24 protein-coding genes are annotated in these 24,058 nt (G+C 39.5%); 13 read left to right on the top strand and 11 right to left on the bottom strand.

Annotated features, from left to right (window positions below):
• Window positions 1-79 precede the first annotated feature (79 nt).
• The 4 genes from H6G69_RS01120 to H6G69_RS01105 all read left to right on the top strand — a co-directional run bounded on the left by H6G69_RS01120 (window position 80) and on the right by H6G69_RS01105 (window position 4,783).
• Window positions 80-721: a DsbA family protein gene (locus H6G69_RS01120; RefSeq protein ID WP_190680705.1), complete on the top strand. Its 642-nt coding sequence runs from the start codon at window positions 80-82 to the stop codon at window positions 719-721.
• 32 nt (window positions 722-753) lie between these two features.
• The gene (locus H6G69_RS01115) at window positions 754-1,752 is read left to right on the top strand and encodes an aldo/keto reductase (protein WP_190680703.1); all 999 of its coding nucleotides are present in this window, start codon (window positions 754-756) and stop codon (window positions 1,750-1,752) included.
• Between the two features lie 42 nt (window positions 1,753-1,794).
• Window positions 1,795-2,835 carry an aliphatic sulfonate ABC transporter substrate-binding protein gene (locus H6G69_RS01110; protein ID WP_190680701.1) on the top strand — a complete coding sequence of 347 codons (1,041 nt, stop codon included), beginning with the start codon at window positions 1,795-1,797 and terminating at the stop codon, window positions 2,833-2,835.
• A gap of 124 nt (window positions 2,836-2,959) precedes the next feature.
• Window positions 2,960-4,783 (top strand): ABC transporter ATP-binding protein, encoded by a 1,824-nt coding sequence (locus tag H6G69_RS01105; RefSeq protein WP_190680699.1) that lies wholly within the window; start codon window positions 2,960-2,962, stop codon window positions 4,781-4,783.
• Window positions 4,784-4,998: 215 nt separating this feature from the next.
• Here the strand turns inward: H6G69_RS01105 and H6G69_RS01100 are convergent, their stop codons facing one another.
• From H6G69_RS01100 to H6G69_RS01080, 5 genes are all read right to left on the bottom strand, one after another.
• Complete coding sequence (locus H6G69_RS01100) at window positions 4,999-5,919, bottom strand: cyclase family protein (RefSeq protein WP_190680697.1); 921 nt, start codon at window positions 5,917-5,919, stop codon at window positions 4,999-5,001.
• Between the two features lie 221 nt (window positions 5,920-6,140).
• Complete coding sequence (locus tag H6G69_RS01095; RefSeq protein WP_190680695.1) at window positions 6,141-6,551, bottom strand: hypothetical protein; 411 nt, start codon at window positions 6,549-6,551, stop codon at window positions 6,141-6,143.
• A gap of 192 nt (window positions 6,552-6,743) precedes the next feature.
• Window positions 6,744-8,018, bottom strand: coding sequence for an MFS transporter (locus H6G69_RS01090; RefSeq protein ID WP_190680693.1), 1,275 nt, complete (start codon window positions 8,016-8,018; stop codon window positions 6,744-6,746).
• 253 nt (window positions 8,019-8,271) lie between these two features.
• Window positions 8,272-8,937: a glutathione S-transferase family protein gene (locus H6G69_RS01085; RefSeq protein ID WP_190680691.1), complete on the bottom strand. Its 666-nt coding sequence runs from the start codon at window positions 8,935-8,937 to the stop codon at window positions 8,272-8,274.
• Between the two features lie 75 nt (window positions 8,938-9,012).
• Window positions 9,013-10,134 carry an aryl-sulfate sulfotransferase gene (locus H6G69_RS01080; RefSeq protein ID WP_190680689.1) on the bottom strand — a complete coding sequence of 374 codons (1,122 nt, stop codon included), beginning with the start codon at window positions 10,132-10,134 and terminating at the stop codon, window positions 9,013-9,015.
• A gap of 123 nt (window positions 10,135-10,257) precedes the next feature.
• Here H6G69_RS01080 and H6G69_RS01075 point away from each other — a divergent pair, with 123 nt between their 5' ends.
• Entirely contained in the window at window positions 10,258-11,298 is a 1,041-nt protein-coding gene (locus H6G69_RS01075; RefSeq protein ID WP_190680688.1) for an isopenicillin N synthase family oxygenase, read from the top strand.
• Between the two features lie 53 nt (window positions 11,299-11,351).
• Here H6G69_RS01075 and H6G69_RS01070 read toward each other — a convergent pair whose 3' ends face one another.
• Window positions 11,352-12,575 carry a glutathione S-transferase family protein gene (locus H6G69_RS01070; protein ID WP_190680686.1) on the bottom strand — a complete coding sequence of 408 codons (1,224 nt, stop codon included), beginning with the start codon at window positions 12,573-12,575 and terminating at the stop codon, window positions 11,352-11,354.
• Between the two features lie 2 nt (window positions 12,576-12,577).
• Window positions 12,578-13,231, bottom strand: a complete 654-nt coding sequence (locus H6G69_RS01065) for a class I SAM-dependent methyltransferase family protein (RefSeq protein ID WP_190680684.1) — start codon at window positions 13,229-13,231, stop codon at window positions 12,578-12,580.
• Window positions 13,232-13,617: 386 nt separating this feature from the next.
• Between H6G69_RS01065 and H6G69_RS01060 the strand changes: the two genes are divergently transcribed.
• The 8 genes from H6G69_RS01060 (at window position 13,618) to H6G69_RS01025 (ending at window position 17,503) form a co-directional block, all read left to right on the top strand.
• Window positions 13,618-14,250, top strand: a complete 633-nt coding sequence (locus H6G69_RS01060; RefSeq protein WP_242071940.1) for a helix-turn-helix domain-containing protein — start codon at window positions 13,618-13,620, stop codon at window positions 14,248-14,250.
• Between the two features lie 80 nt (window positions 14,251-14,330).
• Window positions 14,331-14,867 (top strand): dihydrofolate reductase family protein, encoded by a 537-nt coding sequence (locus H6G69_RS01055; protein ID WP_190680681.1) that lies wholly within the window; start codon window positions 14,331-14,333, stop codon window positions 14,865-14,867.
• A gap of 494 nt (window positions 14,868-15,361) precedes the next feature.
• Window positions 15,362-15,568 (top strand): hypothetical protein, encoded by a 207-nt coding sequence (locus H6G69_RS01050; RefSeq protein ID WP_190680679.1) that lies wholly within the window; start codon window positions 15,362-15,364, stop codon window positions 15,566-15,568.
• Window positions 15,569-15,609: 41 nt separating this feature from the next.
• Window positions 15,610-16,047: a nitrogen fixation protein gene (locus H6G69_RS01045; RefSeq protein WP_190680677.1), complete on the top strand. Its 438-nt coding sequence runs from the start codon at window positions 15,610-15,612 to the stop codon at window positions 16,045-16,047.
• 42 nt (window positions 16,048-16,089) lie between these two features.
• Complete coding sequence (locus H6G69_RS01040) at window positions 16,090-16,299, top strand: hypothetical protein (RefSeq protein ID WP_190680676.1); 210 nt, start codon at window positions 16,090-16,092, stop codon at window positions 16,297-16,299.
• Between the two features lie 46 nt (window positions 16,300-16,345).
• On the top strand, window positions 16,346-16,636 hold the full coding sequence (locus tag H6G69_RS01035) for a Nif11-like leader peptide family natural product precursor (RefSeq protein WP_190680674.1): 291 nt from the start codon (window positions 16,346-16,348) through the stop codon (window positions 16,634-16,636).
• Between the two features lie 524 nt (window positions 16,637-17,160).
• On the top strand, window positions 17,161-17,304 hold the full coding sequence (locus H6G69_RS01030) for a hypothetical protein (protein WP_190680672.1): 144 nt from the start codon (window positions 17,161-17,163) through the stop codon (window positions 17,302-17,304).
• Between the two features lie 55 nt (window positions 17,305-17,359).
• On the top strand, window positions 17,360-17,503 hold the full coding sequence (locus H6G69_RS01025; protein WP_190680669.1) for a hypothetical protein: 144 nt from the start codon (window positions 17,360-17,362) through the stop codon (window positions 17,501-17,503).
• Window positions 17,504-18,034: 531 nt separating this feature from the next.
• Here the strand turns inward: H6G69_RS01025 and H6G69_RS01020 are convergent.
• The 4 genes from H6G69_RS01020 to H6G69_RS01005 form a co-directional block, all read right to left on the bottom strand.
• Entirely contained in the window at window positions 18,035-18,787 is a 753-nt protein-coding gene (locus H6G69_RS01020; RefSeq protein ID WP_190680668.1) for a peptidylprolyl isomerase, read from the bottom strand.
• A gap of 124 nt (window positions 18,788-18,911) precedes the next feature.
• Window positions 18,912-20,435, bottom strand: coding sequence for an HlyD family efflux transporter periplasmic adaptor subunit (locus H6G69_RS01015; RefSeq protein ID WP_190680666.1), 1,524 nt, complete (start codon window positions 20,433-20,435; stop codon window positions 18,912-18,914).
• Between the two features lie 74 nt (window positions 20,436-20,509).
• A complete protein-coding gene (locus H6G69_RS01010) occupies window positions 20,510-23,242 on the bottom strand; it encodes a peptidase domain-containing ABC transporter (RefSeq protein WP_190680664.1) in 2,733 nt (910 codons plus the stop codon).
• 18 nt (window positions 23,243-23,260) lie between these two features.
• Complete coding sequence (locus H6G69_RS01005) at window positions 23,261-23,908, bottom strand: helix-turn-helix domain-containing protein (RefSeq protein WP_242071939.1); 648 nt, start codon at window positions 23,906-23,908, stop codon at window positions 23,261-23,263.
• Window positions 23,909-24,058: the final 150 nt, after the last annotated feature.

Raw genomic sequence — 24,058 nt, 5'->3', positions numbered from 1 at the left:
TTCAGACGACGGTGCAGATCCTGTAACTTGCAGTCGTTGTGATGACGACTGTATAGTTCATTTTTGTTAACTTTCAACAATGATTGAAATTGATAGCTACACAATCTATCATTCTCCCAATGCCTACATTGGGATCACATTGTTCAATCGCGCTTTATCGGAAATCCCGGTTATAGTCAAGCGTCGCCCAATTTGTATTCCCAAAGAACAGGGAATCATGGTTGCAGACCTATTAGGTAGTAAAGAACCTCCGGTTAAAGGATCTTATCATCGGGAAGATTGCATTCGTTGGGCAGATAAATTTGGCATCGAACTCAATTTAATCACTCGTGATCTCTTTCAAGAACGTGCAAAAAGATGGATTGCATCGCCATTAAATCGGGAAGAACTACCAGCTCGTGCTTATTATGCAGCACTGGGAACGGGCAAAGAAGCATTATTAGACAAATTACTCTTCCGTGCTGCTTGGGTAGATGGGCTGGATGTGAATGAGGAGGAAGTTATTAAATACTGTATATCCTCTTCTGGTTTAGATTGTGAGCATATTTTAAACCGTGCTTTCACGATGGAAGTTACCCAGATGTTGGCTCATTCCATGAATTTATTCACTAAGGCAGCTTGTCCTGGTGTACCTACTTGGGTAATCAAAGGTGAACGTTTTTGGGGTAAAGACCGTGTAGATTGGTTGGTCGAAAAGGTACACTCAATACTCTCAACCTAAATTTTACATAGCTATATTCTTGTAGAAAATCTATGACATTACCAACAACGAAACTTGGTCAAACTGGATTGACTGTTTCTCGTCTTGTGCTTGGTACAATGACCTTCGGATTGCAAACGGATGAAGAAACTTCGATAAAAATACTCGATACAGCCGCCGAAGCGGGAATCAACTTTTTAGATACAGCAGATGTTTACCCTTTGGGTGGTGGTTTAGCCACAGCTGGACGTACCGAAGAAATTATTGGACGCTGGTTAAAAGGTAAGCGCGAACATTTTATTTTGGCTACCAAAGCTGTTGGTAAGGTTGGCCCTGCGCCTTGGGATCAAGGTGCTTCACGCAAACATATTTTAGATGCGATCGATGCTTCTTTAAAAAGATTGGGAACTGATTATGTTGACTTGTATCAGTTGCACTCTGACGATAGCTCAACCCCTCTTGATGAAACTCTAGAAGCATTAGATACAGTAGTGCGGGCTGGGAAAGTTCGCTACATTGGCGTTTCTAACTTTTTAGCTTACCGACTCGCCCGTGCTTTGGGTAAAGCTGATGTACGAAATTTGACTCGTTTCGTCTCGATTCAACCCCGCTACAATTTGTTATTCCGCGAAATTGAACGCGAACTTCTACCTCTAGCGAAAGAAGAAGGATTAGGTGTCATACCTTATAATCCGTTGGCAGGTGGTTTACTGACAGGCAAACATAATTTCAGTCAAGGCCCAACCGCAGGCACTCGCTTTACCTTGGGTACGGCCGCAGAGCGTTATCAAGAACGGTACTGGCGCGATCGCGAATTTAATACTGTTGAAGAATTACGTACAGTAGCGGAATTTGCTGGATTTTCGTTGACAACTCTAGCGGTGGCTTGGGTTTTAGCTAATCCTGTGATTACCGCCCCGATTATTGGTGCTAGTCGTCCAGAACAACTAGCTGACACTCTCAAGGCTGTAGAAGTTAAACTCGACGACAGTTTAAAACAAAAACTCGACGATATCACCTCCGATTATCGTCGGGGGGATTCGCTGCGTTAGTACGAGTGGGAAAAAGTCAAAAGGCAAAAGTAAAACAAGAATATGATTAAACGCCGTCGTTTTCTCAATGTTGCGACATCTAGTCTAGGCGGTTTTTCTCTGGCATATCTGTTAGGTAGTTGTAGCCAACAAAGCCAACAGAATATAGCAAGTAGTAACGGTTCTTTGGGAATAAAAGCAAAGGTTCTCCGCATGGGATATCAGAGTGCGGGGGATTTAGTACGAAATCGCAAAGTTTTAGAAAAACGCCTGGAACCACTGGGAATTAAGGTAGAATGGGCGCAATTTGTCCAAGGGCCGCAACTGATGGAAGGAATGGCCGCAGGCAAAGTTGATGTGGGATCTGTTGGCGAAACACCACCAATTTTTGCCCAAGTTGCTGGTTCCAAGTTGGTTTATGTTGTTGGTACACAAAGAACCGCAACCACCGGAACAAGTAGCGTGATTGCTGTACCCCCAGAATCTTCTTTGACCAAGTTTGAAGAAATTAAGGGACAAGAAGTATATTTTCAAAAAGGTTCGGCATCGCACTATTTTATTTTGAGGGCTTTACAGTCAATTGGTTTGACTATCAAAGATATCAAAATTAGAAGTATGCCGACAATTGAGGCGCGGGGTGCTTTTTTAGAAGGGAGAATTCCTGTATGGATGACAGGAGATCCGCATTATGCGATCGCTCAAAAAATGAATCGTATTCGTGTCCTCAGAGATTCTGTCGGGTTAGATTCTCCTGGTAGCTACTACATTGCAGATCGCAAATTTGCTGAAGAAAATCCTGGCTTACTCAAAATCGTCATTGAAGAACTTCATAATCTTGATAAATGGGCAGACGCAAATCGAGATGAAGTCAAAAAATTGATGATTACAGAACAAAAACTCGCACCAGATGTAGCAGATATAGTTATGTCTCGTCGCACTTTTGCTGGACGCAGAGGCCTAAGTCCTGCACTAATAACAGAGCAACAACGTGTGGCAGATTTGTTTTTTGAAGAGGGTGTCATACCTAAAAAAATTGACATTAAAGATGCGTTATTACCGCCCGATTTATATGCTGCAATTACACCACCTGAAATTATGGTTTAAAAAACAAAGATTAGAGCAATTGTGGAAAGTCGCGGCAAAAAGTTTTTAACGCCAGAGGGCGGCTCAATCAGCCGTCCATTTTTGTTTTACAAAAGAGTAAATAGTTACATAAAGAACGATTTTCATGATCAAAAAGGTGAGACTTTCCAAATCTTTTCAACGTGCTGCTAGTGCGCCAAACTTGCCTGATACACCATTTAGGTTTATTTGTTATTTTGTCAATCAGTTTCGTTGGTGGTATCTATTAATGGTCATCTTAGAGATACTACACGCAACTTGTGGCATTATGTTGCCTTATGCCATTGGCGAAATTATTCGCAGTGTGACACGCTCAACTGGTGAGAACAGAAATATTTTTGATACTGTCAGCCAACCTTTAATACTGTTTACGGCTTTAAGTGTGGGTGAAGTAGTATTTGGACGTTCGGCTGGGCTTTTGCAAACTATCTTGCATCCTATCCACCGCCAGCATATTGTTCGCTCTCTATATGCTTATTTACAACATCATTCCCATCGTTATCTAAGCAGTAGCTTTGCTGGGGCGTTAGCACATCGCATTGGCGAAACTTCTTTGGGTGTTACCCAGACAATGCAAATGATGATTACGGAATTTATGTCTGTAATTATTGTGTATATTGTTGCTGCAATTTTACTGTATCGAGCCTATCCGCCGCTAGCTGCATTCGTTGGTATATGGGCAGTTCTTTTCATCAGTATTTCCTTTTGGCTGGCTACGCGTTGCCGAATTTACTCCCGCAAAGCCGCAGCTGCTAGAAGTGAGACAACAGGTATGATTGTAGATGCGGTAACAAATCTCAGTAGTAGTCGGCTATTTGCTCGTTTGGGTTTTGAAAGACGTTATTTAAACGATCAATTAAGGGAAGAACTTAAAGAGGTAAGACAATCCAACTGGTATTCGGAAAGAATTCGCTGGTTTCAGTTTATCTCAGCCGCCATTTTGAAAATCGGTACTCTGTATTATTCTTTGTCGCTCTGGAGTCGTGGAATTATTGCTACTGCTGATTTTGTAGTGGCAACTAGTTTGTCGTTGTTGATTATTAGTGAAGCGCGGAATTTAAGCCGACGCTTTCTAGAATTTTTTGAACACATCGGCAATGTTGCTAATGGTGTCCATGTAATTGTTCAACCCCATGAGTTAGTTGACCGAGAACAAGCGATCGCTCACCCCATCACCCAAGGTAAAATTGAATTTCAGCAAGTCAATTTCAGCTACACAGAAGGCAAGAAAGTTTTTGAGAATCTTTCTGTCACCATCAAACCAGGTGAACGTGTTGGACTGGTGGGTTTTTCTGGCTCTGGCAAATCAACTTTTGTCAATCTCATTTTACGCCTGTTCGATCCCCAATCTGGGCAGATTCTCATTGATGGAGTCGATATTCGTGATATGACTCAAGATGCCCTCCATGCCCAAATTAGCTTGATTCCACAAGATCCGTCTTTATTCCATCGCACATTAATGGAAAATATTCGTTATGGACGCATAGATGCGACCGATGAGGAAGTAGTTGAAGCGGCGCGCAAAGCTTATGCTCACGATTTCATCACCCAGATTCAAGAAGGGTATAACTCTCTGGTGGGCGAACGCGGTGTGAAATTATCTGGTGGACAAAGACAACGAGTTGCGATCGCACGGGTTATCCTGAAAGATGCACCCATCCTGATTCTAGATGAAGCTACTTCCAGCCTCGATTCCATTACCGAAAAAGCCATCCAAGATACCTTAGACGTGGCAATGAATGGAAAAACGGTAATTGTCGTAGCTCACAGACTCTCTACTATTTCCCATCTAGACCGGATTTTAGTATTTGATCGAGGGCGCATTGTTGAGGATGGAACCCACACCAAATTACTCGCCCGCCAAGGTGCTTACTACAGGTTATGGAAAATGCAAGCAGGTGGATTTTTACCTGTAGTGGCGAATAATTAGGGCTTGCTGAATAACCGCAAAACTCTGAGCCTGTTAGTAATTCGTGGCTATTTTTGGAAAAAAAGTGCAATAAAATCGGGATATAAGGCAATATGCTTGGGTTAAGGAACGAAACCCAACATTCACGCATACTTTGTTGGGTTACGCTATCGCTTCACCCAACCTACTTTTCTTCATGTCTGGAAATGCGATCGCTTTTATTTGGCGCAAGTGCCTCAACGTACCCGTACACCTAGTTTTTGATCCCAATGAAGTGGTTTATCTGCTTTTTGCAAAGGTGATTCTGGGATTTTACCAACAGAAACACCATATTTCCAATTAGGTGGACAGATAGCTATATAGCGTGCATAACCTCCTAAACCACCTTGAAATTTTGGATACCCGATTACCACTAATGCACCAGTCTCTGGGACTTGCTCTAAATTAGTAACACCCTCAGCTTGAGTATATCCATTCTGAAGTAGCCAAGCTTCTCCTTCTAGATTTGGTGTGCTGTCAGTATCCAGTGGCTCATGTCCGTGAAAGAGGATTTGACGCTGTAAATGTAAGAACTTGAGAGCTTCTAGCTTCACCCCAGGAAACTCAGTTCTAGAAGCTATATTCGGGTCTGACCATTGCTTAGACCAATCTGAGCGCACAAACACAACAGAACCTGGCGGAATCTTGCCGTGCTTTTTCTCCCAATCCAAAATATCTTGAACAGCCAGGTGATAATTGGCATTTTTAGCAACCTTATCCTGAATAGGGATAACGACTAAAGGACGAATAGCGTAGGTTGCAGGTAGTTCATCAATAGCTGGATAATCAGGATTCCAGTGAGCAGGTGGATCTAACTGCGTACCAAGCTGATCGGTATATAACTCGTAATGAGTTGCTTCAAAACCATCTTGTTGGTATGTGTATGGTTTTCCGCTTTTAGGGTTGATAGTGGGTTGAAATTTTGACTGAGCAAATCCAGACCATACAGGCATTGAAGGAGTGATTGTATGAGTCAGGTCAACATATTTTGCACTTTTAAGCGACTGCTGATAAACTTGCCACAAAGAATGACTCTTTTGGGGTTGGGCTGCGCTGACTGAGATATATATGACCAAGTTAAATATTATTACTAAACATAAAATTGTGAATCTTTTCATTGTTTAAGCTGTTGTCAATAATTGTAAGTATTTAGGAGTCAGAATTCAGGACTCAGAAGGTTTAAAGAATGAGGAGCAATATTTGATTAAATAATTTCTTTATACAGCGTTTTTCATGCCAATGGGGTACATTAAGCTAGCCTCTAGCCCCTAGCCCCTAGTCTCTTTCCCCTTGAAAGATTTACTGCGCCAAACTGATAAACGCTGTATGTTGACCTTCTTCAATTCAGGTCATTACGATTAGGTTTTGGCAATTGAAGCACTTCAGAAAACCGCGAATATTTAACTACATCAGTAGAAGGATAATCTACTGATATGGCAATTAAACCAACTTTTATATCTTCAAAATAAATTACGCCCCCAATACGGCGTTCAACTTGGAAAGGGGCATGAAAAAAATTATATTCTTTAATATAGATTGGCAAAAAGTTAGTAATTTTGATTGCTCTACCAAATATTTGCTCTACAGTTTTATGGATGATGCTATCTAAGTATTGGTTAGGAGTAGGCGCACCCAGGTCGATAAATTCTGAATGATCTGCAAAATTATCCATGTAATACAACCAGATATTAGATAAGTCTGCTTCTAAGGTCAGTTTTTGCTTCAGTTCCTGGAATCGATCGCTGTTCATAGTATGTATTGTGATGAGGTGGGAAGAGCAGACAGCACTATTCTAAATTTAGACTATAGTTGTGAATGATATAGCAATCCTAAATCATTCGTGAAGCACAAGATCCCCAACTTCTTGCAGAAATCGGGGATCTGAATCTCACTAATTGTCAGCATTTAAGTTTAAGCATACGAGGCTGTAAGTTATGTTAACTTAACTACCTTCATACTCTTGTAACGCACCTAGCTTGGCGATTTTTGGCCAGATGCCAGCTACAGCAAACACTACCAAAATTGTGCCAATTCCACCACCAACTACGGAGATGACCGGGCCAAATAAAGCTGCTGTTAAGCCTGATTCAAAACCACCCAACTCATTGGAGGCACTGATAAATACACTATTAATTGCCGCTACCCGACCGCGTAAATGATCTGGTGTTCTAATCTGCACCAATGTATGGCGAATCACAACGCTAATTGTATCTAGTGCGCCACTTAATACGAGCATTAAAAGTGACAGCCAAAACCAACGCGACAGCCCAAAAATAATTGTGACAATGCCAAATCCCACCACTGACCAGAGTAAGGCAGGGCCAGCTTTGCGTAAGGGTGGTAAATATGCCAGTACAACCGCCATGAATAAAGCCCCAATGGAAGGGGCGGCTTGTAGGTAGCCTAACTCTAATGGCCCGACTCGTAAAATATCTCTGGCGAAAATGGGCAATAGCGCGATCGCACCTCCTAACAAGACTGCAAACATATCTAAGGTAATCGCCGCTAAAATCAATTGATTTTCCCAGACAAATTTAGCCCCAGCTGAAAGTGCTTTCAGTGAAATCGGTTCTTTGGCACGAATGGTTTCTTGTTTGGAGATTGCCACCGTTAAAATAAAACACAACAACCCTGCGATCGCGGCTAGTACGTACACCCCTGTCGCCCCACCTAAAAAGGCAATACCAAATCCTCCTAAAGCCGGGCCAATCACTGAGGCTAACTGAAAGCTGCTACTATTCCAAGTGGCTGCATTTGTAAAAGCACTAACAGGTATTAATTGCCACATCAAAGCATCACTGGCAGGTTTCAAAAAGGCTCTGGCAATTCCTGTAAATACTAAGCAGGCATAAAATAAAATAACTGCACCTTTAGTCCAAGAAAGTACAGCCAAAGCTAGGGAACATAAGACTAACAGTAAAACTGATAGTAGCGTGGTGAGTTTGCGATCGCGGCGGTCTGCGACATCCCCAGCAATCAAGGTGAGAGCAATCATCGGTAAAACTTGGGCTAACCCAACACCACCTAATGCTAAAGCGGAATTGGTGCGATCGTAGAGTTCCCAGCCAATCGCCACAGTCTGCATTTGTGACCCGATGAACAAAAGTACACGCCCAATTGTGAATAATCGATAATCTCGAAACCTTAGTGCTACAAAAGGATCGTGTTTTCCAGAATTAGCGTTACTCCTGTTAATTTTATTTTTGCTCGAAGACATTTTTTAGTAAAGCCAACCTTTTTTTAATGAAAAATTTGTTTGAGTGTCAGTCCTGCCAAAAGGTCGGCAATCTGAAATTCTCCTTATAGTGAGTATGGATGAAGAAATGGGAATTGGAATATGGTGAGGTTGAGATTCATTTGTGATCATACGAGGTATAGTTTTTCCAATTCCCAGTATTCAATCTTTGCGATCGCTGCAATCATGAACTAAGTGATTTTTCAGCAATCACAGAGATTAATAACTCTTGATTTTAGGCTGCAACAGGAGTCGCAAATCTAGCATATCGCTCTATGTAGAACTCTTTGCTATTAGCGATCGCTACTACAGATTCACGTTGTTTTATAGCCTTTTTCCACTGGCGTATACGGGCAAATTCCTCTGGTACTCCAAAGCCGCGATAGTGTTTTAATGCAGGCCAACGCTCAAACCAAGGATAAAAGGTGAAATCAACTAAACTCACAGATTCTCCAAACCAATAAGGGCCTTCACCTGATAATTTTCCGAAAGCTTCTTTTTCGATAAATTCTAGATGTTTGTATAGCTCTTGTTTAGCTGCTTCTTGCTGTTCAATTTCTGGACTCCGTAAGAGAGTAGAAAAAGCTGGCACAAATCTAGTATTAGCAAAATCAATCCAGATGCGAGCCTGCGCTTTATCAATTGGATTATTGGGTAAAAGTGGCGGGTTCGGAAATACTTCGTTGAGATATTCGTTAATTACAGCCGATTCCCAAACTCGATTTTCACCATGTACAAGTGCTGGCACTTTTCCATAGGGTGAAATATTGGTAAATCCCTCTGGCTTATTTTGCAAGTTAATTTCTATCAAATCAAAGTCGATACCTTTTTCTTGCAATACCAAGCGCGAACGATGAGCATAAGGGCATACAACCGCACTATATATCTTAATTTCAGCCATGTTGATGTTTCTCCATAAATAGGATTGGTTTATTAGCAGAAGTAGAAATCCCTCCTGTCTTCTGCCTCCTGCCTTTTACAGCCAAGGCACTTCTTCAGGCGCGTAACGAAAAGCGCGGAAGACTGAATTTTGCTCGCCACGAGCGACTGCTGATTTCTCTCCCACATTCCGAAGTGCAAAGTGAGGATTGACATATTCCCAGACAATTTCGCCTGAAGTTGTCACCTCAAAAATGCGTCCGAAAGCACCTTCTGTAATTAAAGTATTGCCATTAGCTAAACGTTGAGCGCCAGAGATATAGGAACTAAAGAAATTTTGCGGTGGGTTATCTGTGTACTCCCAAACTATTTCTTTAGTTTGACGGTTAACTTCAATTACACGCGAGAAATTCAGCGCAGTATGACGACGATGTGCGCCATTATCAAAAATCAGGATATTACCGTTAGGTAACTCGTTGGGAAAATGCTGCTGTGCTAATACATCATCTCCCAGTGTCCAGATAATTTTTCCTGTTTGGCGATCGATAATTACAACGGTAGAGATATTACGAAAGCTGACGATTATATTGCCATCAGCGAGTTCGCCTACAGCATTACCATGAGTCCATTCATGACGATGATCTTGAGGAGTAATAGTAAAGATATCAGGATCTAGATGTTCGTGGGCGTGCCAAGTCCAAACAATTTCGCCCCCAGAGGTGACTTCGTAAAGCACATCAGCATAGATATCACCGTCTGCTTCTGTTCCCGCTACACCGCCTTTAATGCGAGGAATTAAAGACGGAGGTATTTTCTCAATCGCTAATAAAATCGTGTTACCGTTGCGAAGCCTGCGTCCATCATGATGATGATCTAGATGTTGATATTCCCAAATAATATTTCCCTTGGGATCTACTTCTAAAACAACGCCACCTTTAAAAGCAGCCCACAAAGGAAAACGCGGTTTATCTTCGAGAATTTTACCATTATAAAAAAGGTTGCCGTTGGGTAAAAGATAACCGTATGGCCCTGGTGGATAAGGCAAATTCCATTGATGTACTATTTCGCCTTCTAGGTTGAGAAGATATACTTCGCCATCACCTGTAAGTGGTGTGAAAAGTGTATATCCCTTGAATACTTTGTCAGGATTATAAGCTCTTAAACCTGTACCACGGCGACGAATAGTATTTTGGTCAACTGATGCGGTTGCGATCGTCATAATATTTGAGAGGCTATGTGTATTTCATGTAATTAGAAGCTTCCATCTCGTAGATTGTGTACACTAAATAACAGATGAACAAGAGACTGTTTCTCATCCACACTCAACTAGGAGAATCAAAAAATGACAGTCTTACAAATTGTAGATAAAAAGTTTTCACAAGTTCCCATAATTGATATTAGTGCGCTGGTTGATCAAACTAAAAATTCTTCGGTAATCAAACCCCAAGATTGTCATTTAGTTGCAGAGCAAATCAGACAGGCGTGTGAAGATTATGGTTTTTTCTATATTGTTGGGCATGGAGTTGATGAACAATTACAACAAAATTTAGAACAACTTAGCCAACAATTTTTCGCGCAGGATGTAGACACTAAACTCAAGATTCGGATGGCTCTTGGTGGTAGAGCATGGCGAGGATATTTCCCTGTGGGAAACGAATTAACATCAGGTAAACCAGATTTAAAAGAAGGTATTTATTTGGGTGCAGAATTAGCAGAAAATCATCCTTTGGTACAAGCTGGTTTGCCAATGCACGGTCGTAATTTATTTCCAGAAAATATCCCTCAATTTAGAGAAACAGTGCTTGAATATATTGATTCCATGACTCAACTCGGACACACTTTAATGGCGGGTATTGCTCTTAGTTTAGGGTTAGAGCCATCATACTTTGCAGACCGTTATACAAAAGACCCATTAATATTATTTCGGATTTTTAATTATCCTCCTAATTCAACATCATCTCAATCGGATTGGGGCGTTGGCGAGCATACCGATTACGGCGTATTAACCATTCTCAAACAAGATAATATTGGGGGATTACAAGTTAAATCAAAATCTGGTTGGATAGATGCAGCTCCTATTCCTAACTCTTTTGTGTGCAATATTGGTGATATGCTCGATCGCATGACTCAAGGACTGTATCGCTCAACACCTCACCGTGTCTTAAACTCATCAACCAGTAATCGCCTATCATTTCCCTTCTTCTTTGATCCCAATTTCAATGTTGAAGTCAAACCCATTGAATTAAAAGACGTAGTAGTGAATGATGATAAAAGCGATCGCTGGGATAAAGCTAGTGTCCATGAATTTCGGGGAACCTACGGCGAATACCTATTGAACAAAGTCTCCAAAGTCTTCCCAGAACTACGCCAAACAGTGCTTTAAACCCCTCTTTTTCTCTAACTCTGCGACCTCTGCGCCTCTGCGGTTCGTTAAAACTAATAAACAGAAGCCAAAAGCTTATCTATCGCCGCCCGAAACGCTGTTGCTGCACCCGCACTCATGTCACGAGGCGCGCAGATGCGATTTCTCAAATACGCAAAAGTAATCGCCCCCACAGCAGCGAAGATAGGATCAACAGTGCTATTTTTACCACCAGTTCGACCACCCGGTAAGGTTTCGCCATTGCCATGAATGAGATAATCAGCTAGTTGTCGCAGGTGAAAATCCACTGCGTCCTTCACTTTACTAAAGTCACCATCTGCGGCTAAGGCTTGAACTCCAGAGTTTTTAATAATATCTCCAATAGCAACTTCTCGATTATCACTTAATCTCTCAGCTGCTTCGGCGCGATATTGAATCTTTTCGCTATCTGCTGCATCTAGAGGTAAAGGATTACCAAGAGGTTCTACACCCCATCGACGACGCAAAAGCAAATTGTTGGTAATGTTATCCGACTTCACCCGATGATAAGCAGGGCGTTGATTCAATGCTTCAAACCAAGCATTAATTCGGGGAAAGCGTGGATTTCCTTTGAGGTGATATCCCCGATACACGGGTAAATTAGCCGCTAATCTATCTAGATGGGGGCTATACAGAATATCTACCAAGCTAAATGTGCTGACAAAGAAAGGGCCAGGATATTTAGCTAAAGCTTGCTCAAGTTCATCTAACTTCGCTTCAAATGCTGCTTGTAAGTTTGCTAACTCATCAGCATCAGTTGGTGCTTCTCTGAGGAATTTAAACGCAATCTCTCTAAAACCATTAGTCTCAGCTTCTTCTACTAGTTGTCTTGCAACCGCGTTTTCTTCGGAATTTTCCGGCAATAATGCAGGGCTAGGAAACTTTTCTTCTAAAGCTAAGAGAATATCTTTGGATTCATATACTAAATTTCCTTCAATCTTGGCCGCCGGGACAAGCGTTGTCGGAACTAAATCTGTATACCACTTGGGTTTATTACTTAAATCAATAAACTCCGTTGCAAAAGGAATTTCTTTTTCTTCTAATGCAAACCAAACTCGCTCGCAAAAAGGACACCAAGAGTTAGTATCACGATAAAGCAAGACTGGCGGTTCTGTATTTGGAGGAAGTTTATCTAAACTGCTGGGTATTGGTGCAGTTGAAGGTGATTGTCCTGGTCTTTTTATCCGACGCGCAGAGGTATTATTTCTAGCAGTTTCTAAAAGTTCTTCCCAACTCGATACTGTACTTTGAATAGTCATTTTTACCTCGCTTTATTAGGAACACCCGAAAACACAAATAACTGTTGCTCTTTTGGTTGAGGTAAAGTTTCACCAACGTATTGATGGATACCTATACCCATGTCACCTGTAGCTGTGAGTTTGAAGTTAACTTCTTCAAAATCAGTTAAATGTAAGATTTTTCGCACATTGTCAGAGTAGGGTATACCGTTAGAGTGCCCACGAGTCCAGATAATAAAAGCACCTGGTTTACTGAGAAAACTTAAGTTATCTAATAAACGGTTCAGTTCTGCTTCTGACAAATTACCAAAGACACCGCAAACAATCACAATATCTGCTGGTACTGCACCTACATAATTACTAGCGATCGCTGCATCACCATTGATAAACTCAATTTGCTGGGCTAAACCCAAAGACTCTATAGTTGCTCGTCCACGTTCAACTAACTGGGGGTTGAGTTCCACAAGTCTTGCAGAAACATCCTTCGCACGGGGATGATTTTCTAATGTTCCTAATAAATCTCGTCCATCACCCGCGCAAAGACTCACTATCCTAATCGCCCCATCCGGTGACGAGTTTAAACTATAAGTAATAAATTCGCGCACGATTTCTAGACGCTGCTGCAACCTTGGCTCAGTCTTGTAGAGGTCGTGCCATTCATACCAATCTTTTGGCATAGGGGGTAATTCCCGTTTAATGCACACTGTTTAACTAAAAACTACGGTTAGTTTATCAAGTAACTGTAGTTTATGGATGAAGGCAGATTATCATACACATTCATAGAAAATCAAGGCTTATTCTGTAGAAGCGTACTTAATTGCAATACTTTTTAGTTAAGAGTTGTTGAGCGATAGAGACTATGGTACAGAGAACAGAGAGGGAAAAAAAGCTGAACTCAGGTGTACTGTATTGATTATCTATTTGATTGTGGGCGATCGCTACACACCAAATGTTTAGATGTGCAAAGTTAAATTATAGAGGTAACAGAGTTTGGACTAGGGTTTGTAACGGTGTAATGGAATTTGTATTTGACACAAGGTCGGCAAACTCGTCTTTTGTCGAAATGATCTGGTACACTCAAAGCGATCGCGCTGGCAATTTTACTTCGACAGCCGTCAGCAACTGGGAGATAGTAATTGCCACCTTTAACGGCAAGACAAAAATCAGTGTGCGCGGCCCAGAGACCAAAGCAACCCAAGCCGATTTTCCCGCTCAGGCCGAGTTCTTTGGTATCACCTTCAAACTTGGCACTTTTATGCCCCATCTCCCAGTCAAAACCCTTCGGGATAGACAGGATGCGATTCTGCCGGAAGCATCGAGCAATTGCTTCTGGCTAGATGGCGCAGCTTGGGAAATTCCCTCTTTTGAAAACGCCTATGTATTCATCAATAGGCTGATTTGTCAGGGTATACTTGTACGCGATCCTGTAGTCGAGGCAGTGATTAAGGGACAAACACCTCAGATATCTATACGTTCTTTACAGTATCGCTTCTTACAGTCAACCGGATTAACCCACAAGACAATTCAACAGATTGAACGCGCTCATAGTGCCGTCTCTTTGCTTGAACAAGGTACATCTATTGTAGACACTGCTTGCGAACTTGGATATTTCGACCAGGCACATCTCACCAATTCGCTCAAACACTTGATTGGCAGAACACCCACACAAATCACTGGCAAAAATGTGATTCCATAGTTTGCGTTTTTTTCCAAGACTCTTTCTTTTTGCTACATCATGATTGTGGTGTGAATGGGGAATGGCAAAAGGAGAACATCATGCGGAAAGTAGTTGTCACCGAATTCATATCATTGGATGGCGTTATAGAAGAGCCTGCCTGGACTGCACCTTATTGGAATGACGAAATCGCCAAATTTAAAGACTATGAACAAGACACTAGCGATGCTTTGCTCCTAGGACGCTTGACCTATCAAGGGTTTGCAGCAGCCTGGCCTCAAAGTATGGATGAAGGCGCAGACTATATGAATAGTGTAAGCAAATACGTAGTGTCAACAACCCTAAATACAGTGGAGTGGAACAACTCAAAACTGCTCAAAGACAATATCATCCAAGAACTTACACAACTCAAACAGCAGGAAGGTCAGAATATTCTAGTCTATGGTAGTGCTACGCTTGTGCAAACCCTGATTCAACACGATCTTGTAGATTATTATCGACTGCTTGTTTACCCGGTGGTTGTGGGTAAAGGCAAGCACCTGTTTCCAGAAAATACCAACGCAACTTTAAAGCTTTTGGAATCACAGTCTTTTAGTTCAGGTGTTGTGGCACTGATTTATGAACCGGAACGCAAGTAATCACTGCTGTAATTTATGTCCTAATGGATATGTTTGGGGCATAAATGTTTTAGTTGAGGTAGTTATATTGTTAGAACTCACCGAATCAGATTCTGGAAATCAGAATCATAATATAAGTACCCAGAACTAACTGGACTCATCAATATAATTGTGAAACAAAATCTTCTGTAAATTCTGAGTTCTGATTTTTGCGAAAAGAAAGTAGGGGCAGGTTTACCAACATCTTACTAAGTAAAGATGCTCCAAATAAACCCGCCTCTACAAATCCACCCAAAAAAATAGGTAAATAATTTTTAATTACTACAATTAATCAAGAGTATTGCAGCAAAAAATTATTCAACATAGTGACAAAACTAGTATATTTATGTAGCTTCAATATAAAAATATTAGCGGCGGGTTGGAAAATAAATTTCTAGAATTAAGCAAGATAAGCAATGTTATTCATTAATCATTGCTTGTTATGTAATTTGATGCAAATTTTGAGGTAAATCCAAATGGATATCAATAATAGAAAGCAAAGACATCAATTTGAAATCAATGATTTAATTGATGATGCGGTAGAAAAAGCTGTAGCACGCAGAAATCAAGCCTTAGAATCAGAAGATTCATTATTAAATGTATCTGATGAACACTCTAAAAAAGTCATAGGTGGTGCAATTTCTACCCATGTTACATCAGGAATTATCGCGGTTGAAAAATAAAATTTATCAGTAATAAACTTATCTTCCTGGAGGCTTAATTAATGGAAGAAATTGCAGGGGATAAGACGACACTTTGCCCTAGTTCTAGGCCAGAACCTGGAAATAGTGTTGTCTTCGGCATCATCAGTGGATCAGTTACTGAACCTAAAGTAGCTTATCTCAAGCAACCGCAACCTGTTACACAAGAACTCATAGCAAAAGCTAGTCCAATTACGCCAGCAGAAATTTTTCGGACAGCATCACCTTGTGCTGCTAAGGGTTGTCAGCATTTTGATGGCCAAGATTGTCGTCTGGCAATGCGAATTGTGGAAAAATTGCCATCGGTAGTAGAAGAACTACCCCCCTGTTCCATACGCCGAGATTGTCGTTGGTGGCAACAGGAAGGTAAGTCAGCTTGTATGCGCTGTCCGCAAGTAGTTACAGATAATTACAATCCTTCTCAGCTAATTGCTGAAGTGTCTAGACCTATTACTGATTAAGTAAAACTGAAAAAAATTATTCAATAAATGAAGGAGAAATTCATGTCTAGAGAAATCAATCAAAAACATCTCAAAAATCAAATTGAGATTGAAAATTTGATAGAAGAAGCGGTGATAAATGCCTCCGCGCGCCGAGAGCAACTTTTAAACGACAGTGAAGATATGGCAGATTTATCTGATACAGAAAAGCAAGCGATCGCAGGCGGACAAATACGAATTATTCTTGGCTATTTTCCTATTAAGATTCAATAATTTCATCTATCAAAAATCAAGAAAACAATTAGTAAATTAGGAAATTATGGCTTTAGAAAATGTTAAAGCCTTTTATGAAAGGCTTGGTTCAGATGCTGCTTTTCGTAGCCAAATTCAAAAAGTTAAAACTAAAGCAGAATGTAGCAAAATTGTTAAAGCTGCCGGTTATGACTTTAGCCAAGAAGAGTTTCAAGAATTTACTGCTCAAGTATTAGAGTTAAATTCTAACGATAGCCAACTCCAGGAAGTTGATGAAAAAGAACTAGCAACTATCTTGGGAGGAATTGCCGCAACTCAAATCTACGGCAATGTTTGGCCAAAAGAGTTTAATTTTTAGTTACTTGCTAAATTTTTACTGTAACTCCGCTTATTCGCAATTCCAACTTAATAGTTATATTATTTAAGCCCAAGTCTGTATTTGGGCTTTTTTATTTTAATACCTTTCAATATTTGGTACTGGAGATAATATTCTACTTTAACTGCAAACTCCTTGTAGGCTTAAAGACCCATCTGATTTAAAAATTCGTGTCTCTGATTTATGTTCGCTAGATACATCATCTTAAAGCTTAAATACAGTCACATTTAAGTTTATAAACTAGCCAATAAACAATATTAGAGTGACCTAATTTATTTGATTTTGGAACAAAATTTTATAAATTTTTTGAAAAAATAATCAACTTGCTCTTTTGGGTTTTAATAAAGACTTGATAGCGGGTAAAAAATACATTTTTTATGCCCCATAGATGAATTAAATAATATTGAAAAATCAAAATACATATCCCATAATAATATTTAAGAGAACAAACCAAACTTGGTTTCTCAACAAATTAAAAACAACCAACTTCTTTAGGAGCAAAAACAATGTCTAAACTAACAATTTCTGATTTAGCTATCAACTCTGCTGATGAAAGCTTAGTTAACGAATTAACTGAACAAGAAGTTAATGCGATTTTTGGTGGCGCAGTAGAAGTGACAATCAGCATCACTATTAAAGTCGGCAAGTAAAAATCACTATTTCTCAACACATCACAATTAACTCATTCCAATAGGAGCAAAAACAATGTCTAAACTAACAATTTCTGATTTAGCTATTAACTCTGCTGATGAAAGCTTAGTTAATGAACTAACTGAACAAGAAGTTAATGCAATTTTTGGTGGCAAAGTTAATGTAGAAATTAAAATTACCATCACAATTAGATTCTAATAGAGTTACTAAATTATTAAACTCTATCAATATTTTTAATTAAAATCAGCATAGCTACGATACAAAAATATCAGCTATAGCTGATATTTTTGTTAGGTAGAAATAATAACAAGAGGCGCATTTATAAAAAATAATTAATAATATTTCAAATATAAATGTGTATTAAAAGTAGGTTGGGTGTAACGCAGTGAAACCCAACACTTTCAGAATTTCTTTGGGTTACGCTCCGCTTCACCCAACCTACAATTTTTTTGCTTTAAATGTTGCATAAAATTCTTTTGTGGGATGGGCTTCTAGCCTGTCCGGTGCAGGCAGGATGCTCACAGCATAAAACATAACTTTTATGCACTATTTTAATCCGCTAACGCCACTAAATATATTTCAAAAATCAAATAGGAGTTCTATTTCAAGCTTTTTATTACACAGCCAAATAATATGGTGTGTTATGTCTTCAGCATAACACACCACAAATACCTAATTTATCAATATATTTCGAGCCTATACAGTACCAAGCTTGATATTAAACAAATTCTAATGATTATTAGACAAGCCCATTTCATTGATAATTTCTAGTTGCAGACTTTGTTGTTTTAGCCATTCACTGAATAAATGACCAGCAATCTTATAACGAAGCTTTTGATCTAATACTGGTTGAATAATTTCCTCAACAAAGATGAGATGTATCCCTTTAGAACTAACAATTGGCTTTAATAGTTGCGGTGGATTAGCGGCAAAAACAGCAGCGGAGATTTCTGGCTGTAATTCTTTTCGGTTAACTGTACCTTTATATCCACAGATACGACGTGATTCTATATCTTGAATATATTTATGTGCAACATCATAAAAGCTGATTTCACCTTCTTGAATTGCATAAAAAAGCTCTAGGGCTAAATCTTCATCATCTAGGATAATTTCATATATAACTGCCCCTGTGTAGTCTAGTTGATTTTCATAGAAATATGGTTCAATTTTATCTGCGAACAGGTGAGTAGCAACTTTGCCAGATTTGAGACTATTAAAAACGATTTCTTCAAAACTTTCTAAAGTTAAAAAATATTTTTCTAGCCATTTCCATGTATCTTCAGCACTATGAAGTTTGTTGCCTAAGCGTATTTGATCTGCTGCTTTTTGAAGTTCCTCTGTGTCTACTGTAATCCCAGCTTCTTCAAAGACATCTGTAATTATCTTTCGGTTCACAATTTGCTCAATTACTTCAGGTAATTTACAGGATATTTGGATTTGATGAATGATGTCTTCGGCGGTAATTGTAATAGTTTTTGACATTTTATCTTTCCTTAATTTACGTAAGTATTAACTGATTGACTAAGATTTAGCCATTAGCAAGATTAGAGGTTTTATGGCGATTTTCACTGATAGAGAAAGAAGGGAAAATTACATCATAAATTTTCTACAGTTTCACTCCTCCACTCTGTAACTGCTTAAATGGATCAAGGATAAAATCAATGATTCGCCTTTGCCGTACAATCACTTCACAGGTTGCTGTGGCTCCTGGATGTATAGGAATACATTTGTCGGCAGAGGGAATACAATTTTGCTTGAGAGAAATTTCTAAGGAATAAGCTGCTACTTTTCCATTAGGTGTATCTATCTCGATGGTAGTAGGAGAAATTTTAGTTAATTCTCCTGATAAGACTCCATAATCTTGAAAAGGATAAGCATCAAATTTTAGTTTGACTGGTAAACCTGTTTTTAAAGAACCACTTTCAGAAGTTGCCATTTGCGCCCGAATAATTAAGGGAGAATTCTGTGGTGCAATTTCCGCAACTAGTGTGCCTGACTGGACAACTGAACCAGGTTTTTGAATTGGTAATTGATATAGGGTTCCATTTTCAGTCGCTTTGATTTCTCGTTGTCCTAACTGAAATTTTAATGAATCAATTTGACGCTGAGTTTGAGCAATATCTGACTTAAGTGAGGTAATATCTGTTTCTAAATTTTTCTGTTGTTCTTCTAGTTTTAAAACAGCTAATTGACCAGAACGAGTTAAGGTTTGATAACTTCTTTCTTGTTCTTGTAGTCTTAACTGAGCTTGTTCAATATCAGCTTTTGCTTGGTTAAGAGTACGTTCGTAGACACTTTGTTGTTCTGCTAAACGTAATTTAGCTTGTTCAACATCTGATTTGCTTTGTTCATACAACTTTTGTTTATCTTGAAATATATCTTCTTTTTCGACAACATTAATTTCTGGCACGATTCCATCTTTGCGGAGTTGTTTATATCGCTCAACTTCTCTTTGGGAACTTGTTAAAGTACTTTGTGCTAATCTGCTAGCAGTTAGGCTGTGTTCTAAATTTTGTTTGACTAAACTTACTTGAGCTAATTGTTCTCCTCTAAGTAAGTTATAAGCATTTCTTAATGTGTTGATATTTTGTCGAGCCTGGTCAATTTGAGCTTGTTTTTCTAATTTTTGAGATTGATTTTGCTGTTGTTGAGTTGATAAGGAGACAAATAATTGATTTTTGGATGAGTTTAACTGTGTGAGTCGATTTAGTTGTCCTTCTAATTTATCTTGAGTTTGCTGCAATTCTGATTTCACTAATTCAGACTCTAGTACTACTAAAGTTTGCCCAGCTTTGACGGTATCGCCTTCTTTGGCGCGAATTTCAGCAACTGTTCCCTCGACGGCTGCATCAAGCTTTACTGTCCGGTCTCTTGGCTCAATTTTGCCTCTGGCTGTACCTGTTTCATCGACTTTAGATAGCATCGCCCAAGGTAAAACTATAGATATAAACACTACCAAAAAGTAGAGTAACCCTCTTGTCCAGACTTGAGGTAAGCTGTCAAGTAGTTCTTTAGTAACGTCAGCCCAGTTATCAGTGGATGTAGCTGATATTTCTGAAGAAAATATTTCTGGATTAGCAGGATAATTTGCTAACTCACTCTTCACTTTTCCATTTAAGTTATTTGGCATAATTTTCTCTCAAATCTGTTTTGAACTTGGATGAACACAGTTAGAGAATCGTCGATTTTGTTGATGCAGAAGATTTAGCTTATGCCTTGAATTTGTTGCTGATTGAGATAGAAATAATGTCCTTTTTTAGCCATTAATTCTTCATGAGTACCGCTTTCAATCAATACACCTTTATCTAAGACTAAAATTAAGTCTGCATTGCGGATTGTGGAAAGACGATGGGCTATAACAAAGGTTGTTCTATCTTTAAGGATGGTATTCAAATTTTGTTGGATAATTCTCTCTGATTCTGTATCTAGATGAGAAGTAGCTTCATCTAAGACTAATAGTCGAGGATTTCCTAATAATGCTCTGGCGATCGCAATGCGCTGTCGCTGTCCACCTGACAATAGCCCACCGCCTTCACCTATCTGGGTTTCATATCCCATTGGTAACTTTTTAATAAAGTCATCAGCACCCGCAAGTTTAGCCGCTTCAGCTACTTCTGTTAAACTTGCTCCGGGATATCCTAAACTAATATTTTCTCTAATCGTACCACCGAACAAAAAGGTGTCTTGGTCAACTACCCCTACAGAGGATCTTAAAGAGCGTAATGAAATACTACTAATATCTTGACCATCAATGAAAACTTTACCATCTGTAGGAGGATATAAACCCAAAACCAGCTTAGAAATCGTAGTTTTTCCAGAACCACTACGCCCTACTAGGGCTACCATTTGTCCTGGTTTGACTTCAAAATTGAGATTTTCTAAGATATTGATGTCACTTTCAGGATGATAGCGAAATGTGACATTGCTAAAACGAATATGACCTTGAATCTGAGGTAAATTTTGCCGGGATTGCTGTTGTAAATCTTCTTCTGGTTCTGCATCTAATACATCGTTAATTCTTTCTACAGCAATCACAACTTCTTGGATTTGATTCCACAATACAGTCAAGCGTTGAAAAGGTGTAATGATATTTCCCAGCAGCATATTAAATGCTACTAATTGACCAATAGTTAACTGATTATGAATGACTAAATGTCCACCATACCACAGTAAGGCAGTAGTAACTATTGCTTGAATAGAATTACTAAATATTTGCAGGCGGTTACTAATAATTTCGCCAGAGAAATTAGCTTTAATTTCTTTATTTAATAGCTCTTCCCAGTGCCATCTGACTGTTTGTTCTATGGCTGTTGCTTTGACTGTGCGTACTCCAGTTAAGGCTTCGATGAGGTAACTGCTTTCTTTAGCGACAGCATTAAAAATTTCTCTGGAAATTCTTTGTAAAAAAGGTGTAGCAATCAAGGCCAGTAATGCAAAAGGCGGAATTATTAACAACGCTAATAATGCCATTTTCCAACTGTACCAAAACATCAATCCCACATAGATAAAGACAGTGAATAAATCTAGTAGGATAGACAAGGCTTCGCCAGAGAGAAAGCGTTGAATTTTGCGGTTTTCTTGCACACGCGAGATAATATCTCCGACATAACGAGTCTCGAAGAAACTCAATGGTAAGCGTAGGGTATGACGGATAAATCCCACAATCAATGCTAAGTCAATTCTGTTGGCTGTATGGTCTAACAGATACTGCCTTAACCCAGTCATAGCCACACGAAAGAGGCTAAATATCAACAACCCTAAGCCGACTGCGGTTAAGGTCAGTTCAGAGCGTTGCACTACTACGCGGTCTAAAATTAATTGGGTAAATAAGGGAGTGATTAGCCCAAATATTTGAATAAATATTGAAGCAATCAATACCTCTAGCATTACCAAAGAGTGCGGTTTTAATAACTCAAAGAATTGCCAAAAAGGTGTAGAAGTCTCTTTTGCCTCTTTTAGCATGACTGTTGGCTGCAATAAGAGTGTATAACCAGTCCAGTTAGCTGTGAATTCGGCGTGAGTTAAAGTCAGTTGACCAATACCAGGGTCGGCAATAATAACGTGTTTCGGGGTAATTTCATAAACAACAATATAGTGTTTACCTTCCCAGTGAACGATCGCGGGCAATTTTTGTTTTGCTAATTGATGCAGATTGGCTTTGACAGGTCGAGTACTAAATCCAATACTTTCGGCGGCTGCTGACAATCCACGCAGAGATGCACCGTTGCGATCGGCGTTAGTTATATCTCGTAGGCGATTAATACTGAAGCGTTTTCCCCAATAACGAGACACCATAACTAAACAAGCTGCACCACAGTCGGAAGCACTTTGTTGGGCAAAATACGGATATCGCCGCATGACTCTTTGCCAAAAATGCCCGGCTCTTTGAGTTGGTGTCGGAAAGTAGGCTTTACTAATCTTTTTCTGATGGGGTGTTTCCGCAGGCGTGGCAGTGATTTCTAGATGATGATTACGAGACTCGGATTGGTTGATTGAAGAGTATATGTTATCTGAGTTGACAGGTTCGGAATAACGCGATCGCGCTACAGTTAGCAAATGCTCGCGGATTTGCGGATATTGGGACATCAATTGCCATAAGACTTCGCCAGGTATAAAGCATAGTTGCAAATTTACCGAAGCCCTGGCTGCATAAGGTTTCAGGTCAATATCGGGAAACAAGGTAAATTCCCCAAAAGCAGCCCCTACCTCTAAAGTGGCGATTAACTCATCAGCACTATCTAGCAATCTGACTTTGCCACTCATCACTATATAAATGCCTGGTTCCGAATCGCTTCCTGTCCAGAATTTGCCAACTTTGGGATTGAGGGATTTAGCTTGGCGAAGACAATGCTCCCATTCTGTATTGGACAGGGAATAGCCTAGAGCATTGTTGATTTGTTGTACAGAAACTAATTCAACAGATAAATTTTGCACCATGAATATCTCAATATTTAGCTAATTTTGTAAATTAACAGGCAAATATTCATAATTTTCCGAATTATGCGCCGATTTGATATCATGAATAAGAATTTTTGCCTTATTGTGCTGTTGACAGCTATTTTCTTGAGTTTGGCTGGGTTTTGGTCTAGTGGATAAACCCATTTGTTTGAGCAGTCGTTTAAAATGGCGATCGCTCACTTCAATGCCAAATTCTTTAGCTAAATGTTTCTGCAACCAACCTGCTGTCCACCGCCGAAAAGCATACCCATAATCGCGGGGACTATCGTTTAGCAGTTCTTTTAAACGAGCTAAATATTGGTCATTCACAGCTTTAGGACGACCAATCGGACAATCTTGCCATTGATGAGCCATCCCTGTGCGCGCAATGTGTGTCCAATGTCTTGCGGTAGCGGCACAACAACCTAAAATTTGACAAATTTCAGTTTGGGATTTTCCCTCATCAGCTAATAACATGATTTCAATTCGCTGGCGGTAAGAGTCAGATAAATTTCTGTGGAGTTTTTTTTCTTGCAGAAATTTGCGTTGAAATGCTGTTAAGTATTTACCACCATTTGTATTTGGACTTTGATTTTCACTTTGTGCTTGGTAGTAGGACATAACCATAAAATTGCACAGTAACCGAGCTAGAGATTGAATAGGCATGTTTTTGTTTGGTTTACGCATATATCTGCATAAACCAGACAATAATCAGTGCAGTATGAATTTCGTTGAATCACACCGCACGATAACTACATTCAGAGAAAATTAATTTCCGTAAAAATTATTAATTACTTTGCACTCTAGTTAAAATCT

The organism is Nostoc sp. FACHB-110, from assembly GCF_014697425.1.
Classification (GTDB): Bacteria; Cyanobacteriota; Cyanobacteriia; order Cyanobacteriales; family Nostocaceae; genus Nostoc_B.
Note: the sequence above shows the minus strand (reverse complement) of the source record. Positions and strands in the feature narration are given on the sequence as shown.

Excerpts from the sequence above, each read along its gene's own strand:
- H6G69_RS01120 (WP_190680705.1), top strand. The coding sequence starts at position 80 with ATGATTGAAATTGATAGCTACACAATCTATCATTCTCCCAATGCCTAC.
- H6G69_RS01115 (WP_190680703.1), top strand. The coding sequence starts at position 754 with ATGACATTACCAACAACGAAACTTGGTCAAACTGGATTGACTGTTTCT.
- H6G69_RS01110 (WP_190680701.1), top strand. The coding sequence starts at position 1,795 with ATGATTAAACGCCGTCGTTTTCTCAATGTTGCGACATCTAGTCTAGGC.
- H6G69_RS01105 (WP_190680699.1), top strand. The coding sequence starts at position 2,960 with ATGATCAAAAAGGTGAGACTTTCCAAATCTTTTCAACGTGCTGCTAGT.
- H6G69_RS01100 (WP_190680697.1), bottom strand. The coding sequence starts at position 5,919 with ATGAAAAGATTCACAATTTTATGTTTAGTAATAATATTTAACTTGGTC.
- H6G69_RS01095 (WP_190680695.1), bottom strand. The coding sequence starts at position 6,551 with ATGAACAGCGATCGATTCCAGGAACTGAAGCAAAAACTGACCTTAGAA.
- H6G69_RS01090 (WP_190680693.1), bottom strand. The coding sequence starts at position 8,018 with ATGTCTTCGAGCAAAAATAAAATTAACAGGAGTAACGCTAATTCTGGA.
- H6G69_RS01085 (WP_190680691.1), bottom strand. The coding sequence starts at position 8,937 with ATGGCTGAAATTAAGATATATAGTGCGGTTGTATGCCCTTATGCTCAT.
- H6G69_RS01080 (WP_190680689.1), bottom strand. The coding sequence starts at position 10,134 with ATGACGATCGCAACCGCATCAGTTGACCAAAATACTATTCGTCGCCGT.
- H6G69_RS01075 (WP_190680688.1), top strand. The coding sequence starts at position 10,258 with ATGACAGTCTTACAAATTGTAGATAAAAAGTTTTCACAAGTTCCCATA.
- H6G69_RS01070 (WP_190680686.1), bottom strand. The coding sequence starts at position 12,575 with ATGACTATTCAAAGTACAGTATCGAGTTGGGAAGAACTTTTAGAAACT.
- H6G69_RS01065 (WP_190680684.1), bottom strand. The coding sequence starts at position 13,231 with ATGCCAAAAGATTGGTATGAATGGCACGACCTCTACAAGACTGAGCCA.
- H6G69_RS01060 (WP_242071940.1), top strand. The coding sequence starts at position 13,618 with ATGATCTGGTACACTCAAAGCGATCGCGCTGGCAATTTTACTTCGACA.
- H6G69_RS01055 (WP_190680681.1), top strand. The coding sequence starts at position 14,331 with ATGCGGAAAGTAGTTGTCACCGAATTCATATCATTGGATGGCGTTATA.
- H6G69_RS01050 (WP_190680679.1), top strand. The coding sequence starts at position 15,362 with ATGGATATCAATAATAGAAAGCAAAGACATCAATTTGAAATCAATGAT.
- H6G69_RS01045 (WP_190680677.1), top strand. The coding sequence starts at position 15,610 with ATGGAAGAAATTGCAGGGGATAAGACGACACTTTGCCCTAGTTCTAGG.
- H6G69_RS01040 (WP_190680676.1), top strand. The coding sequence starts at position 16,090 with ATGTCTAGAGAAATCAATCAAAAACATCTCAAAAATCAAATTGAGATT.
- H6G69_RS01035 (WP_190680674.1), top strand. The coding sequence starts at position 16,346 with ATGGCTTTAGAAAATGTTAAAGCCTTTTATGAAAGGCTTGGTTCAGAT.
- H6G69_RS01030 (WP_190680672.1), top strand. The coding sequence starts at position 17,161 with ATGTCTAAACTAACAATTTCTGATTTAGCTATCAACTCTGCTGATGAA.
- H6G69_RS01025 (WP_190680669.1), top strand. The coding sequence starts at position 17,360 with ATGTCTAAACTAACAATTTCTGATTTAGCTATTAACTCTGCTGATGAA.
- H6G69_RS01020 (WP_190680668.1), bottom strand. The coding sequence starts at position 18,787 with ATGTCAAAAACTATTACAATTACCGCCGAAGACATCATTCATCAAATC.
- H6G69_RS01015 (WP_190680666.1), bottom strand. The coding sequence starts at position 20,435 with ATGCCAAATAACTTAAATGGAAAAGTGAAGAGTGAGTTAGCAAATTAT.
- H6G69_RS01010 (WP_190680664.1), bottom strand. The coding sequence starts at position 23,242 with ATGGTGCAAAATTTATCTGTTGAATTAGTTTCTGTACAACAAATCAAC.
- H6G69_RS01005 (WP_242071939.1), bottom strand. The coding sequence starts at position 23,908 with ATGCCTATTCAATCTCTAGCTCGGTTACTGTGCAATTTTATGGTTATG.